At 57.2% G+C, this 14,605-nt stretch carries 14 protein-coding genes and 1 other RNA gene; 4 read left to right on the top strand and 11 right to left on the bottom strand.

Going from position 1 to position 14,605, the window contains the following annotated elements; translation table 11 throughout:
- Positions 1 to 33: 33 nt before the first annotated feature.
- Together BM261_RS02660 and BM261_RS02655 are read right to left on the bottom strand one after the other, a co-directional pair.
- On the bottom strand, positions 34 to 2,202 hold the full coding sequence (locus BM261_RS02660) for a primosomal protein N' (RefSeq protein WP_074895214.1): 2,169 nt from the start codon (positions 2,200 to 2,202) through the stop codon (positions 34 to 36).
- A gap of 41 nt (positions 2,203 to 2,243) precedes the next feature.
- Entirely contained in the window at positions 2,244 to 2,507 is a 264-nt protein-coding gene (locus tag BM261_RS02655; protein ID WP_074894875.1) for a hypothetical protein, read from the bottom strand.
- A 215-nt stretch (positions 2,508 to 2,722) separates the two neighbouring features.
- Here BM261_RS02655 and BM261_RS02650 point away from each other — a divergent pair, with 215 nt between their 5' ends.
- Positions 2,723 to 2,929 (top strand): hypothetical protein, encoded by a 207-nt coding sequence (locus BM261_RS02650; RefSeq protein WP_074894872.1) that lies wholly within the window; start codon positions 2,723 to 2,725, stop codon positions 2,927 to 2,929.
- Between the two features lie 142 nt (positions 2,930 to 3,071).
- On the opposite strand, the gene BM261_RS02645 is transcribed toward BM261_RS02650, so the two are convergent.
- Both BM261_RS02645 and BM261_RS02640 read right to left on the bottom strand, forming a co-directional pair.
- The gene (locus BM261_RS02645) at positions 3,072 to 3,707 is read right to left on the bottom strand and encodes a hypothetical protein (RefSeq protein ID WP_074895212.1); all 636 of its coding nucleotides are present in this window, start codon (positions 3,705 to 3,707) and stop codon (positions 3,072 to 3,074) included.
- Between the two features lie 300 nt (positions 3,708 to 4,007).
- The gene (locus BM261_RS02640; RefSeq protein ID WP_074894869.1) at positions 4,008 to 6,887 is read right to left on the bottom strand and encodes an Rne/Rng family ribonuclease; all 2,880 of its coding nucleotides are present in this window, start codon (positions 6,885 to 6,887) and stop codon (positions 4,008 to 4,010) included.
- Positions 6,888 to 7,355: 468 nt separating this feature from the next.
- On the opposite strand from BM261_RS02640, the gene BM261_RS02635 reads away from it, so the two are divergent.
- Both BM261_RS02635 and BM261_RS02630 read left to right on the top strand, forming a co-directional pair.
- Positions 7,356 to 8,339, top strand: coding sequence for an RluA family pseudouridine synthase (locus BM261_RS02635; RefSeq protein ID WP_074894866.1), 984 nt, complete (start codon positions 7,356 to 7,358; stop codon positions 8,337 to 8,339).
- A 94-nt stretch (positions 8,340 to 8,433) separates the two neighbouring features.
- The gene (locus tag BM261_RS02630; protein WP_074894864.1) at positions 8,434 to 9,747 is read left to right on the top strand and encodes an NCS2 family permease; all 1,314 of its coding nucleotides are present in this window, start codon (positions 8,434 to 8,436) and stop codon (positions 9,745 to 9,747) included.
- A gap of 166 nt (positions 9,748 to 9,913) precedes the next feature.
- Here BM261_RS02630 and BM261_RS02625 read toward each other — a convergent pair whose 3' ends face one another.
- The 5 genes from BM261_RS02625 to BM261_RS02600 all read right to left on the bottom strand — a co-directional run bounded on the left by BM261_RS02625 (position 9,914) and on the right by BM261_RS02600 (position 11,947).
- Positions 9,914 to 10,768 carry a hypothetical protein gene (locus BM261_RS02625; protein ID WP_074894862.1) on the bottom strand — a complete coding sequence of 285 codons (855 nt, stop codon included), beginning with the start codon at positions 10,766 to 10,768 and terminating at the stop codon, positions 9,914 to 9,916.
- Between the two features lie 35 nt (positions 10,769 to 10,803).
- Positions 10,804 to 11,160 (bottom strand): DNA cytosine methyltransferase, encoded by a 357-nt coding sequence (locus tag BM261_RS02615; RefSeq protein ID WP_240317839.1) that lies wholly within the window; start codon positions 11,158 to 11,160, stop codon positions 10,804 to 10,806.
- Between the two features lie 72 nt (positions 11,161 to 11,232).
- Positions 11,233 to 11,340 carry a zinc finger domain-containing protein gene (locus BM261_RS02610; RefSeq protein WP_074894859.1) on the bottom strand — a complete coding sequence of 36 codons (108 nt, stop codon included), beginning with the start codon at positions 11,338 to 11,340 and terminating at the stop codon, positions 11,233 to 11,235.
- Between the two features lie 209 nt (positions 11,341 to 11,549).
- A complete protein-coding gene (locus BM261_RS02605; RefSeq protein WP_074894857.1) occupies positions 11,550 to 11,777 on the bottom strand; it encodes a hypothetical protein in 228 nt (75 codons plus the stop codon).
- 32 nt (positions 11,778 to 11,809) lie between these two features.
- A complete protein-coding gene (locus tag BM261_RS02600; RefSeq protein WP_174888222.1) occupies positions 11,810 to 11,947 on the bottom strand; it encodes a hypothetical protein in 138 nt (45 codons plus the stop codon).
- A 360-nt stretch (positions 11,948 to 12,307) separates the two neighbouring features.
- Here BM261_RS02600 and BM261_RS02595 point away from each other — a divergent pair, with 360 nt between their 5' ends.
- Positions 12,308 to 13,120 carry a S24 family peptidase gene (locus tag BM261_RS02595; RefSeq protein ID WP_074894855.1) on the top strand — a complete coding sequence of 271 codons (813 nt, stop codon included), beginning with the start codon at positions 12,308 to 12,310 and terminating at the stop codon, positions 13,118 to 13,120.
- Between the two features lie 277 nt (positions 13,121 to 13,397).
- On the opposite strand, the gene BM261_RS02590 is transcribed toward BM261_RS02595, so the two are convergent.
- Positions 13,398 to 14,081: a 2,3-diphosphoglycerate-dependent phosphoglycerate mutase gene (locus tag BM261_RS02590; protein ID WP_074894853.1), complete on the bottom strand. Its 684-nt coding sequence runs from the start codon at positions 14,079 to 14,081 to the stop codon at positions 13,398 to 13,400.
- A 32-nt stretch (positions 14,082 to 14,113) separates the two neighbouring features.
- An RNA gene (gene rnpB / locus BM261_RS02585) (RNase P RNA component class A) lies at positions 14,114 to 14,479 on the bottom strand.
- Between the last annotated feature and the right edge of the window lie 126 nt (positions 14,480 to 14,605).

Raw genomic sequence — 14,605 nt, 5'->3', positions numbered from 1 at the left:
CCTTTCAGACGGCCTCTGCCTTCTTCAAACCCCTCACGATTCTTGTGTATCCACATCCACCGACCATCGGATTTTGCCGTCGCGGTTTTGCTGCAACACCTGCACCCACAAACTCACGGCGCGGTGCAAATCCTGTCGGGACGGGGATTCGAGGAAGATTTGCGCGCGTTCGCGTTCGGCGAGGCGCACCATCAGCATGGGGGCGGCGCCGAACTGGGAGACGCTTTCGGGCAAAAGAGGAGCGAGGGTTTCTTTGGCGGCGTTGAGAAACTCCATCGCATCGGCAACGCGCGGCGCGTCGGCGCGGACGGCGGTCTGAAAACCGAAAGGCGGCATGGAAAACATTTGCCGTTCGTTCAATTCGTTTTCGGCAAACACGGCATAATCCTGCGCTTTGACGGCGGCGAAGACGGAATGTTCGGGCAGTTGGGTCTGTATCAACACCTTGCCGGGTTTGTCGGCGCGCCCCGCCCTGCCGGACACTTGCATCAGCTCGGCGAACAGCCTTTCCGGTGCGCGGAAATCCGCGCTGTACAGGCTGCCGTCGGCATTCAACACGATAACGAGGTTGAGCCGCGCGAAATCATGGCCTTTGGCGAGCATCTGCGTGCCGACCAGAATGTCGATTTCGTTATCGGCGATGCGGCGGTACAAATCCGCCCAGTCGTTTTTGTGCGCCGTGCTGTCCCTATCGACGCGGACAACGGTTGCTTTCGGCAGGAAGGCGCGCAGGGTTTCTTCGACGCGCTGCGTGCCGTGACCAACGGCGGTCAGGTCTTGGTTGCCGCAGTCGGGGCATTTGAACGGGATGGGTTCGCGGTGGTCGCAATGGTGGCAGCGCAGTTGGCGGGCGCGTTGGTGCAGCACCATTTTGGCGGAGCAGTTCGGGCAGCCGAAGGTATGGCCGCAGTCGCCGCAAAACAGCGCGGGCGCAAAACCGCGCCGGTTGAGGTACACCAGCGACATGCCGCCCGCTTCGAAGTTCTGTTTCAAAAGCTGCAAGGCTTGCGGCGAGAAGCCGTTGTCGAGTTTCAGACGACCTACGTTGAGGATGTCCACTTGCGGCAGTTGCGCGGCGGTATGGGCGCGTTCGGTCAGTTGCAGCAGGCGGTACGCGCCGCTTTGTGCTTTGTGCCAGCTCTCCAAGCTGGGCGTAGCGCTGCCCAACACGACGGGACAGCCGCTCTGCTTCGCCCGCCACACCGCCAAATCGCGGGCGTGGTAGCGCAATTCGTTGTCCTGCTTGAACGAGCCGTCGTGTTCCTCATCGACCACAATCAGCCCGACATCAGGCAAAGGCGTGAACACCGCCAGCCGCGTGCCGATGACCAGCTTCGCCTGCCCCAACATCGCGCGCAGATAATCCTGCGTGCGCCTGCCTGCCGCCATCTGGCTGTGCAACACGGCGGTCGGTACGTCGGCAAAACGGTCTTCCACCCGCTTCAAAAGCTGCGGCGTAAGGTTGATTTCGGGCAACAGAAACAACACCTGCCGCCCCTGCGCCAATACTTTCGCCATCGCATCAAAATACACCTCGGTCTTACCGCTGCCGGTGATGCCGTACAGCAGAAACGGTTGAAAGCTGCCGAAGGTCGTCTGAATTTCATCGGAAGCCTTCTGTTGGTTGGCGTTGAGCTGAAATTCAGACGACCTTAAAACGGGTTTTGCCGCTTCCGTCGTTTCAATCCAACCTTGCTCCGCCCAATCCCCAATCAATTTCGCCGCCTGCGTGTTTACCTGCTTTAACCCCGCCATCGTCATCCCGCCCGACAGCAGCGCATCCCACAAAGCCGCTTTTTTGTTGAACCGCGCCGGCGGCGGCGTTTGCGCCCTGCCCGCTTCGTTCAGCGCGTAAAACAACGGCGGCTGCGGCATTTCCACCGCGCGCGTTTCCTTCAAACCCTGCGGCAGCGCGGCAAACACCGCCTGCCCCGTCGGATAGTGGTAATAACGCGACGTAAACGAGAGCAAATCACGCCAGTTTTCAGGCAGCAGCGGCTCGTCCGAAAAGGTCGTCTGAACGCCCAAAATCCGCGCCGCATCCATATCGGGCGCAATATCCGTTTCCCACACAATCCCGACCACGGTTTTGTTGCGGAAAGGCACAAGCACCCGCGCGCCCTGCGGCAGCGGGTCGGAATGGGAATAAGTCAAAAGGCCGTCTGAAAGCGGCACGTTTACGGCGATGCGGTGGTAGATCATGGCGTGTAAAAAATGTTTGAGGCCGTCTGAAAAAACGGAAGCTATTTGCACAAATACAAACAGTCTTTATCTAAGGTAAAGCCGTAACCCTGTTTCCACAAATCGAAATAAGGACGGAGAAAATCGCCGTCAGGCTTGGTGCGGTAAAGCGGGTATTGCAGATAGGCGGTTAGGTAATAATCGCAATTTATAGAATAATAGGCCTCGTCCAACACTTGTTCGGGGCTGTTGTAATCTGTATTGCTCGTCTGCCATTCGCCGAATACCTCTCCAAACAAGTCCTGAGTGTCGATAAAATCTTTCATTTGCCCGCCGAATGTCTTTCAGACGGCCTATATCTGCCCGTGCGGTCACATCCCGATTGGCATCGGATACTTTATATGCCTTTGCGATAAATCAGTTTCCAGCCGTTTTTTTCTTGTTTTTCCTTGAAGGTACGGCACGGGCGGGGATATTATCTTTCCGGCTGTTTCTTGGCAAATCCGCCCGAGCGCGAAATAAAGAGCCGAAAGGAAGGCTTATGAAAGCAGACAAATACCGCCGTTTCGACGACCCGTTCCGGCCGTCCGGCAATCCTGCCGGCTGCCGCCGTTGCGGTTGCCCGTCCGCCAACCCGTCACCGCCCGATTGCCGCTTCGTCCGTTGCGCGTGTGCCTGCGGCGACAATCCCGACGATGAAAGCCTCATGCCGCCCGCAGCTGTAATCAAAACAGATAAGGCCGTCTGAAAACAACAGAACGAATTGATGCGAAACATGAATACTTCCGCCCGCCCGGCCGCGCTGAAAACCCACTTCCTCCCGCAAAAAAAAACGCCCGCAAACCTTCCAGGCGTTTTTTTGCGGCATGATGCCGTTTGACGGACGAACCTTATTTCAAACGGATTTCAATCAGCCCGTCATCATCCGCATGATCGACCAAAATGGCGCGGGTGCGTTCCTGCCAAAACTCTTTAAACAGCCGTAATTCTTCATCCGAGGCCGTACCCGACACGGCTTTGGGCATCACTTCGGCCATCTGCGGAGCAAACGGGACGCGTTGGGCGTGATAGTCGATTTCCGCCGTCGCGCCGGTATCGCGGCGGCGCAGGGCGAGCGTGCCGTCGATATTGCCGTTGAAAGCCAACAGGTCGCGGCGGGCAAAACGGCGGTTCATCCCGATGCCGCCGAAGCCTTGCTCTGTGGCCGCGCCGGTCAGCAGGGTGGCGACGGAGGCGACAACGCCGGTCGTGCCCTCATCCCGTCCGTCGCGCATCCGAACCTCGATACCGCCGCGTTCGGGCACATCGTCGCTGTACAATGCCTTCAAGCCCCGGCAAACCATCAGGTACGCACCGGCCACCGTGGGGCAGGAATGCCCGGCCAGCCGCACGGCATCAACGTAACGGTAAGTCATCAGGCCGTGTTCGGCCGCACCGAGGAATTCGGCCAGCGGGTCGCGAACCATGATGGTCGGGGCTTGTTCGAAATAAACGGGAAAACCGTCGGAATTGAAGATTAGGGTCATACGGAACTCCTTTTGGTTGAATCGGCCGGCCTCGGCCTGCGGCAAAGGCCGTCTGAAAATATAGAACTGATTGTATAACGGAATATCCGGCAAGCCGCGTTTTCCCGCTTTGTCCGTCGGACGGAACGGCAAAACCGCCACGGCGGGAAAGAGGCCGTCTGAAACGGCACCCCCGCGCCGTCATTCAGTTTTCTTGCTCGGACTGCAATTTAAAAAACATAAACCGAAAGGTGGAAACGGAAACAGGCCGTCTGAAAACACGAAACCTGTTTTCAGACGGCCTGCACTTACGGCATATGGCTAAACGCGGCGGGTTTCCACCTGTTCCAGCGGTGCGGCAGCCGTTTCGGTTTCAACGGGTTTCGGCAAATCTGCACGGCGTTTGCCCTGCGGCTGTTCGGGTTGAACGGCGGCAACGGCGGCGGCCAAGGCTTCCGGACGGGTTTGAACCAATATCAGGCCGGACGGCGCGGACGGTTCAATTGCGGCAGCCGCAACAGCGGGAGCCGGCACGGCCGACGGTTCGGCTTCCACGGCAACGGGCTCGGCGGGCTGCCCAACCGGCACGGTTTCTCCGACAGGTTCGGCGGTTTCGGTTGCCGCAGAAGGCACGGTTTCGGCCGTATCCATAATCTGCGCCACGGCGGCAAGCACTTTGGCACTGCTGTCGGCAATCATGTCCGCTTCAGCGTTTGCAGGCTGCACCATAATGGAAACGGTTTCTTCCGCCTCATCCTGCGGCAAGGCAGGCAGTGTGATGATCAGCGGTTGATCATGGCCGGTTTGCGGCTGACTGTCTGCCGGACGCGTTTCGCCGAAAACGTGCGCGACGGCGGCAAGGACTTTGTCGGCAGCCTCGTCAATCATCAGATACTGCTCGATTTTGGCGGCTGACGGAATGTTGCGTTTCTTGTCGCTGCGGCGGTTGCCGTTGCGGTCGCGCGGATTGCGACCGCCCCGCTCCTGATTGCGTCCGCCGCGTTTTTTCTCTGCGGGTTCGGCAACGGCAGGCTGTTCGGCTGCCGCAGCGGCCACGGTTTCAACCGCGGCGGCTTCTGCGGCTTCGTTGCGTTTCGGGTTGCGTTCGCGGCGGCGGTTGTCGCGGCTTTCGCGTTTTTCCGTTTGAACTTCGGGCAGGGCGGCAACAGGTGCGGCAACAACGGTTTCTTCCGCCGGTGTGCGTTTTTCCGCCTGTTCGGCCATTGGAACGGCTGCGGCTGGGTCGTTGCGGCGGCGGTTGCCGTTGCGGCCGTCTGCGTTTCGGCCGTCTGCGTTTCGGCTGTCCGCACCGCGTCGGCCGTTGCGGCGGCTGTCGGTTTTGGCGTTGTCTGTTTTGGTTTCTTCAACATCCGCCGTATCGCTGCGAGAGGCGTTATTCCGCATTTCCCCGCCCGCGCTTCTGCCGGCACCGCGCCGGTTACCGCGCCTGCGGGATGAGGAATGGCGGGAATTGCCTGAGGATTGTTTGCGGCTTTCTTCCTGAGGCTGCTCCATCGTGCCGCCGCCGAACAGGCCTTTGAACCAGGCTTTGAATTTGTCCCACCAACCGGCCGGGCGTTCGGCTACAACGGGAGCCGGCTGGTTGTGTTTGACGCCTTTAACGGCCGGTTCGGGACGGGCGGCTTTGACACGCTCGTTGCCGAAAGGTTTGGCGTTGTCATCCGCTTCGGGCTCGGCGACGCGTTTGTAGCTCGGCGCACCGTCTTCTTCCACATCGTCGCTGCGGATGCGGTTGATTTCGTAGTGCGGATTTTCCAAGTGGATATTCGGAATCAGGACAACGTTGACATCCAAACGCTCTTCCATCGCAAACAGCTCGGCGCGTTTTTCGTTCAGCAGGAAGGTGGCGACATCGACGGGCACTTGGGCGTGCACTTCGCCGGTATTGTCTTTCATCGCCTCTTCTTGAATGATGCGCAAAACGTGCAGGGCGGTCGATTCGATGCCGCGGATGACGCCGGTGCCGGCGCAGCGCGGGCAGGCGACGTGGCTGCTTTCTCCCAAGGCGGGTTTCAGGCGTTGGCGGCTCAATTCCAAGAGGCCGAAGCGGGAAAGTTTGCCCATTTGCACGCGGGCGCGGTCTTTTTTGAGCGCGTCGCGCAGGACGTTTTCAACATCGCGCTGGTGCTTGGGGTTTTCCATGTCGATGAAGTCGATGACGACCAAACCGCCCAAGTCGCGCAGGCGCATTTGGCGGGCGACTTCTTCGGCGGCTTCCATATTGGTTTTGAAGGCGGTGTCTTCGATGTCCGCACCGCGGGTGGCGCGGGCGGAGTTGACGTCGATGGAAACGAGGGCTTCGGTGTGGTCAATCACAATCGCGCCGCCGGAAGGCAGGCTGACGCTGCGTGAAAACGCGCTTTCAATTTGGTGTTCGATTTGGAAACGGGAAAACAGCGGCGTGTGGTCTTGATAGAGTTTCAGACGGCCTACGTTGTTCGGCATCACATACGACATGAATTCGGAAATTTCCGCATGGACTTCTTCGTTGTCCACCAAAATTTCGCCGATGTCGGGACGGAAATAGTCGCGGATGGCGCGGATGAGCAGCGAGCTTTCCATGAAAAGCAGGTAGGGTTCGCGATGGGCTTCGCCCGCTTCTTCGATGGCGCGCCAAAGTTTCAGCAGGTAGTCGAAATCCCATTGCAATTCTTCCACGCTGCGGCCGATGCCGGCGGTGCGGGCAATCAGGCTCATGCCAGCGGGGACATCCAGCTCGGCCATCGCGTCTTTCAGCTCCTGCCGATCCTCGCCTTCGATACGGCGGGACACGCCGCCGCCGCGCGGGTTGTTCGGCATCAATACCAAGTAGCGTCCGGCCAGGCTGATGAAGGTGGTCAGTGCCGCGCCTTTGTTGCCGCGTTCGTCTTTTTCCACTTGGACGATGACCTGCATGCCTTCTTTGAGCACTTCCTGAATGCGGGCGCGGCCGCCTTCGTAGTCCTGAAAATAGGAGCGGGATACTTCTTTAAACGGCAAAAAGCCGTGCCGGTCGGTTCCGTAATCGACGAAACACGCCTCCAGCGACGGCTCGATGCGGGTGATGACACCTTTGTAGATATTGCCTTTGCGCTGTTCTTTGCCCAGCGTTTCAATGTCGAGGTCGAGCAGGTTTTGCCCGTCCACAATGGCCACGCGCAGTTCTTCTGCCTGCGTGGCGTTAAACAACATACGTTTCATGATAACCTCTCGGGCGGACGGCGGCCTTTCAGACGGCCCCGGACACCCCGTTAGCACTCACGAAGCGTGTAATCAGTTTTCGAATTTCACACCGCAATACTGCATGCCGCGTCAAGCGGTCATGTGCGGTCGGTTAAGCGGATAAAGAAGGTATTAAAGAACATACGCCAGAGTTTTCCGGCGGCACCCGCGTGCGCTTTTGAGGCGGACACTCTCGGGCTTAAAAAATGACAGCCGACATCTTCTTATTATCGTTTGCCTGTTGTGGTCTGTTTTGTGCGGCGCGGCAAAAGCCCTGTCGTCTTATGCCAAAACGGTTCGGCAGTTCCATTCAAACTTGATTACGGTCTTCCGCCGCGGGCTTTCGCAGACGGAAGGAAATGCTTTGCAGAGTACGTTTTTAATATAGAATCTCTTTTTTCAATATGCTTTGCCCCACAGGGACAAAACGCGCAGATTATAGAGAAAATGCAGCCGATAAGCAAAGACTCCGCAAGTTTCTTCCGCATTGACGACGAGGCGGCAGGCCAACGCCTTGACAACTATCTGATAAAAATCCTCAAAGGCGTACCCAAGAGCCATATCCACCGCATTATCCGTGCCGGCGAAGTGCGCCTGAACAAAAAACGCTGCAAGCCCGACAGCCGTATTCAGGCAGGCGACCTGCTCCGCATCCCGCCCGTACGCACCGCCGAAAAGCAGAGGCCGTCTGAAAACCGCACCCAAGCCGTACCCGCGCGCGAATTTACCATCATCTACGAAGACGACGCGCTGCTGGTGATTAACAAACCCGCAGGCACCGCCGTTCACGGCGGCAGCGGCGTGAGCTTCGGCGTTATCGAACAAATCCGCCGCGCCCGCCCCGAAGCCCGCTACCTCGAACTCGTCCACCGCCTCGACAAAGACACCAGCGGCCTCTTGATGATAGCCAAAAAACGCAGCGCGCTCGTCAAACTGCACGAAGCCATCCGCAACGACCACCCCAAAAAAATCTACCTCGCGCTGGGTGTGGGCAAATTGCCGAACGACAGCTTCCACGTCAAACTGCCCCTATTCAAATACACCGGCGCGCAAGGCGAAAAAATGGTGCGCGTCAGCGAAGACGGACAATCCGCGCACACCATCTTCCGCGTACTCAACCGCTTTTCAGACGGCCTCCTGCACCAAGTCGGACTCTCGTACCTCACCCTCGTGCAAGCCACCCTGAAAACCGGTCGCACCCACCAAATCCGTGTCCACCTCCAATCGCAGCACTGCCCCATCGCCGGCGACGAACGCTACGGCGACTACCAAGCCAACAAACGCCTTCAGAAACTCGGTTTGAAACGAATGTTCCTGCACGCTTCCGAGCTGCACCTCGACCACCCGCTGACAGGCAAACCGCTGCACTTGAAGGCCGAACTGCCTCAGGAATTGGCGCAGTTTGTCCTGATGCTGGAAAACGCGGGATAGGCCGTCTGAAAAAAAATATTCTATGCTTTCAGACGGCCTGATTTGTAGACAATTCGGGTATAATACCTGCTTTACTTAACTTCACATTTCAATCATGGATAAACAAACTCCCAATCTGTTTGACCGCCTGTTCGGCCTGTCCGCTGCCGGCACGAATGTGCGCACGGAGCTGACGGCGGGGCTGACCACCTTCCTCGCCATGTGCTACATCATCATCGTCAATCCGCTGATTCTCGGCGAAACGGGCATGGACATGGGCGCAGTATTCGTCGCCACCTGCATCGCTTCCGCCATCGGCTGCTTCGTGATGGGCTTCGTCGGCAACTATCCGATTGCGCTCGCTCCGGGCATGGGCTTGAACGCCTACTTTACTTTCGCCGTCGTCAAAGGCATGGGCGTGCCCTGGCAGGTGGCTTTGGGTGCGGTGTTCGTTTCCGGCATCATTTTTATTTTATTCAGCTTTTTCAAGGTGCGCGAAATGTTGGTGAACGCGCTGCCTATGGGTTTGAAAATGTCGATTGCCGCCGGCATCGGGCTGTTTCTGTCGCTGATTGCGCTCAAAGGCGCAGGCATCATTGTTTCCAGCGAAGCAACTTTGGTGAAACTGGGTGATATTCATCAACCCGTCGCGCTCTTGGTATTGGCGGGCTTCGCCATGGTGGTGGCGTTGGGTCATTTCCGCGTCAAAGGGGCGATTATCCTGACCATTCTGGCAATCACGGCCATTTCCACCCTGCTGGGCTTGAGCGAATTTAAAGGCGTGGTCGGCGAAATTCCGAGCATTGCACCGACGTTCATGCAGATGGATTTTACCGGCCTCTTTAAACTCAGCATGGTCAGCGTGATTTTCGTCTTTTTCCTGGTTGATTTGTTTGACTCCACCGGCACGCTGGTCGGCGTTTCCCACCGCGCGGGCCTGCTGGAAGACGGCAAACTGCCCCGCCTGAAGCGCGCCCTGCTTGCCGACTCGACCGCCATCGTCGCCGGTGCCGCGCTGGGTACGTCTTCAACCACGCCGTATGTCGAAAGCGCGGCGGGTGTTGCCGCAGGCGGCCGCACGGGGCTGACCGCCGTAACCGTCGGCGTATTGATGCTGGCGTGTCTGATTTTCTCGCCGCTGGTGCAGAGCATCCCCGGTTTCGCCACCGCGCCCGCGCTGCTCTACGTCGGCGCGCAAATGCTGCGCAGCGCGCGTGAAATCGACTGGGACGATATGACCGAAGCCGCCCCCGCTTTCCTGACCATCGTGTTCATGCCGTTCACCTATTCGATTGCCGACGGCATCGCCTTCGGCTTCATCAGCTACGCCGTGATCAAACTCTTGTGCAACCGCGTCAAAGACGTGCCGCCTATGGTGTGGATAGTTGCCGTATTGTGGGCGTTGAAATTCTGGTTTATGGGCGGCTGATGCCGTTTTGTAACGTCGCGGGCGTTTTGTCCCTGTTTTGCGTTTTTTTTGTCACACCCCCACCTTTATCACCCATGACAAAACCCGCGCAAAATTCCTCCCGTTTTATCCATATTCCTGCTTGGCTCGTGTAGCGTGGGAACAAAGGGGCAGCCAGCCCCTTTTGTTATGCCTGCTCGGGAGTGAATCGGTAAATCATATTGTCCTCATAGCGGACGGTTTTGGAGATGCCGCCGGTGATTTTGACATGCTCAAAGCCCTCCCATTTCGCCCATTCCTGCGGGCGGTGCCGCCGCAGGTAGTCGAGGTAGGCGGCGAACTCGCTGCGGGTACTGCTGAAGAAGATGAAGGGCGGCCGCACCATCGCGGTCAGAATCAGGAAGGGAATCATGCCGAAATAAGCCTTGTTGGCGTACATGCCCTGCTGGGTGCAGACGTAGGGCGGGTCGAGTACCAGCAGGGTGTTTTCCCGTCCTGCGTATCGGGGCAGCAGGGTCTCGAATGATTCGGCGGTGATTTCGAGGCCGTCCAGATAGTCCGCCGCTTCGGGATACGGGCTGCGGCGCAGGCAGTTGTACATGGTCTCCTTATATAGGTGTTCGAGCGTCGGAGCTTCTTTGCCGCTGTACAGCAGCCATGAGCGCAGGCAGTTGAGGTCTTTGCGGCCGTCGAAGTTTTCGATGGCGGCGATAACGGCGGACTTGATGTCTTTGTCCAGTCTCTTTTCACGCGGCTTGTTGTCCAATATCGCGGCCAGTCTGTCACGCAGGCGGTTGGTGTCGGGGATGCTTCGCAGGCGGTCGGCGTAGCCGTCGAAGTCGTTATATATGACGCGGGCGGCGGGTTTGGTGCGTTTGGCAACGTGTGCCAGAAGGCCGCTGCCGCCGAAGACGTCGATAACCGTCCAGTCTGCTCCGTCGTCGGGGATGTTGCCCAAGGCGGCTTTGAAGTGTTTTATAAAGTGTCGTTTCTGCCCGACGAAGGGCAGCGGGGCTTTGGTATGGTGGTTTGTTTTTGTCATATGCGGCAGGCACTCGCGGTGCTCTGCCTTTTGTTTTATTTATCGGAAGGTTGGGATGAATTTTTCGGCAATCCAGCGGGCGACTTGCGGGCAGACGGCGTTTCCCGCAGCCCGAGCTTCCGCAGCGTCGGCCTCATCCAGTCCATGGAGACGTCTTGGCAGGGGAAGCCGCCGACGATGACATCTGTGCGCCACAAGTCGGGCAGGCAGGTGCGCACGTCGCGCAGTTGTTTGGCATGGGGGAAGCGGTCGGCGAGGACGGCGCGGTTGGTGTCGTCGATTTCGACCTGCCACGCGGTTGCGAATCCTGCCTGCTCGAAACCGAGGTCGAAGCCGCCGATGCCTGCGAACAGGCTGCCGACGGTGGGTTTTGAGGGTGCGTTCGCATCCATATTTTCCTTTCGCTAAGGCCGTCGGGCGGCTCTGTTGAAAAAAATACGGTGCTCACGGCACTCTGTTAAAAATCAGTTGAAACGGTTGACGGTTTTGCAGCGGCAGCATTTGATTTCCACTGTGCCGCTGCCTTTTCCCAACAGTTTGTTGCAGGCTGTGCAACGCAATTCGCGGTACATGTTTGCATTTCCTTACGGTTTGATTACAATCCCGCCCGTCTGTACAGACAAGACGGCCTCGAAGTCAATGCAGCCTGTCCTGCTTGGCTGGCGCGGCGGTGTCCCATCACCTCCGCGTCGCCGTCCCTCTTCAAATATTCCTCTCTTCTTGTTCCAATATCCCCATTCTAGGCTTCCAAACAATCCCGCCCGTCCTTCTCCGCTTCACTTCACACGGCAATATCCGTCATGTCCAAATCGGGGGCGGGGGCGAGGATTTGGCCGGTATGGGCGTCGTAAAAAAACCGTTTGCCCGTTTCGCCGCGGCCGCGCAGGATGACTGTGCGGCCGCTTTGCGTTTCGGCTTCCCATGTGCCGCCGCCGAGGGAGGCGGTGATTTTGGCGGCGGCGCGGCTTTCGCGTTTCATCAGGTCGGTAAGCTGGCGGTAGAGGTTCATGTTTTTCCTTTCAGACGGCCTTTTCAGACAGCCTAACCCAAGTAGCGGTCGATGGTAACGGTCTGCATGACGACGGGGGCGTCGTTTTCGATGTCGACGTTGAGGGTAACGCCGGTGACCGTGCCCTGCCAGTTACCCGACGGTTCTTGGATTTGCCAGATTTGTCCCAATTCGGCGCGCGGCAGGGCGTATTGGTCGGCGACAGGCAGGGTGACGTTTTCGCTTTTGTGCGTACTCCTTTAAAAACAGCTTAATCGGCCGTCCGTATTTCAGACGGCCTGTTAAGCAGTCTTAAAACACTGCTTCTTACTTCTTATCTACTTTTCTCGGCTTTTGTCCAAATTGTTAAAGAGCGGTTTATAAGTCGTTTATAATTTGACTTATCAAGTTGTGGACAGTATAAGTTACGAACTACTTGTTCGCAACTAAATTCGCAACTTCCGAACAAGAAAATAATTAAATCGATGATTTATATAAATATATAAATTCGCAACTTTGTTCGGTACTTTCAAACTAAGTTAGGAACTGAAATGGGCTTGAAATTTGGAATCGATGAACTGGTTGAATTGGTTGAACAGTACGAATTGAAATCACTGCCAAGGAGTGATAGAGGAATAGCCGGTAAGGCAAAGCGCGAGAATTGGGGCTGCGTGCATGTTTCAGGAAAAGGCGGCCCTAAGGGAATTAAAACGCTTTATGAAATTCCAAACTATGTCATTGAGGAATTAAAAGAAAAAGGCGTGCTCGATGTACTGCTGCAAGAAAAGGCCGCCCGCAGCGGGAAGCCTGAGGCAAAGCCTATATATAATGAGAGGGCAGACAGCCGGGAAAACGCGCGCCTGCCCGCCGTGCCGTTGTCTATGCGGCAGATGATTGAAGAGTATCCGGAATGGTCGGCGCGGCAGAGTACCGCCGGCATCGTGCCCGTGCGCTACCACACAAGCGTGTTCGCCAGCGCAGGGCCGGGCAGCATCGTGTGGGACGTGGAAACCGAAGCCATGTGGTTCAGAGCCTCGTTCTTCGACCATCTGGGCGTCCGCCCGGCAAACTGTTTCTGCACGCGAATCAAAGGCGACAGCATGTTCCCCACAATCATTGACCGCGGCACGGTACTCTGGCAGGCCTGCGCAGAGTATTTGAGCGAAGGTATCTACCTGTTCAGACAGGGCGATGAATTAAGGGTCAAACGCCTGCAAAAAATCGCCCCCTCTGTTTTCCGCGTTATCAGCGACAACCCCAACAAAGGGCTGTATCCCACCTTCGACCTGGACTTGTCCCATTCCGAAGACCACTACTTCGAGATATACGGCCGCTACCTCTGGGACTGCGGTATCAGTAATTGATGACTTTCTGATGGTTCTTGTGACAAAAAAAGCGCGAATCTGCTAAAAAATAGGCAGTTTTTTCGCGCTTTTTTGCAATTTCGATTTTCGGCCTGTTTTCGGCCATTTTTTTGTTTTTATTAAATTTTTCCCCGTTTTTTGTTCTTACCACTCTATGACAAAACTAACACCTCCCCACACGTTTACAGAAATCGTTTACAGAAATGAAGTGTCGAAAAGGCCGTCTGAAATATTTTTTCAGACGGCCTTTTTGTATTGTCCGGATTCGCCCGCAGCGTTACAGGTAGAATTTGTCCAAGACTTTTAAGTTGTCATCCAACTGATACACCAGCGGCTGGCCGGTGGGGATTTCCACGCCCATGATGTCGTCGTCGGAAATGCCCTCGATGTGTTTCACCAAGGCGCGCAGGCTGTTGCCGTGGGCGGCGACCAATACGCGTTTGCCGCTGATAATGGCGGGGGCGATTTTGTCTTCCCAGAAAGGCAGTACACGTTCGAGCGTGACTTTCAGGTTTTCGCCGTCGGGAACGACATCGGCGGGCAGGTGCGCGTAACGGCGGTCATTGTGCGCGGAAAACGGGTCTTCCGGGTCGAGCAGCGGCGGCAGGGTGTCGTAGCTGCGCCGCCAGATGCGGACTTGTTCGTCGCCGTATTTTTCAGCGGTCTGTTTTTTGTCCAGCCCTTGCAGTTGGCCGTAGTGGCGTTCGTTCAGCCGCCAGGTTTTGATTTGCGGCACGAAGAGTTGGTCGGACTCTTCCAAAACGATGTTGCAGGTTTTGATGGCGCGGGTGAGAACGGATGTGAAGGCGATGTCGAACAGGTAGCCTTTTTCTTTCAGTTTGCGGCCCGCGGCCTGCGCTTCGGCTATGCCTTGTTCGCTCAGTTTGACGTCGCGCCAGCCGGTGAAGAGGTTTTTGGCGTTCCATTCGCTTTGGCCGTGACGAATAAAGACGAGTTCCATGTTTGCTCCGTTTGTAGGGTTGGGTGGTGGGGCATACGGGCCGGACGGTAAGCCGGGTTCTGTCGTCGGACAGTCATTCCTCTAGGCGCGCCATTGCTGACGCGCTCCAGCAACCTACCCGAACGCTCGGCGGGCAGCGTCGTTGCGTTCTGTTTGGTCTTGCTCCGAATGGGGTTTGGCCTGCTGCGCCCTGTTACCAGGTGCACGGTGCGCTCTTACCGCACCTTTTCACCCTTACCTGAGCCGCCTTTTCAGACAGCCATCGGCGGTTCTGCTCTCTGTTCCACTTTCCGTCGCGTTGCCGCGCCCGGCCGTTAGCCGGCATTCCGCCCTGCGGAGCCCGGACTTTCCTCCCCGTACGCCTTGCGGCGGTACGCGGCGACTGTCTGTCCGACCCGTATGCCGCACGGATTATAGCAGGAACGGACAAGGCCGTCTGAAAGTCTGCTTCCTTTGCAGGAAACATTTGCTTTCAGACGGCCTCACGGTTCGGATACCGGCGGTACGGCAAATACGCCGATTGC

Origin of the sequence: Neisseria elongata subsp. elongata (assembly GCF_900113545.1) — a bacterium.
Lineage (GTDB): Bacteria > Pseudomonadota > Gammaproteobacteria > Burkholderiales > Neisseriaceae > Neisseria > Neisseria elongata.
This window is presented reverse-complemented; position numbering and strand designations above follow the sequence as displayed.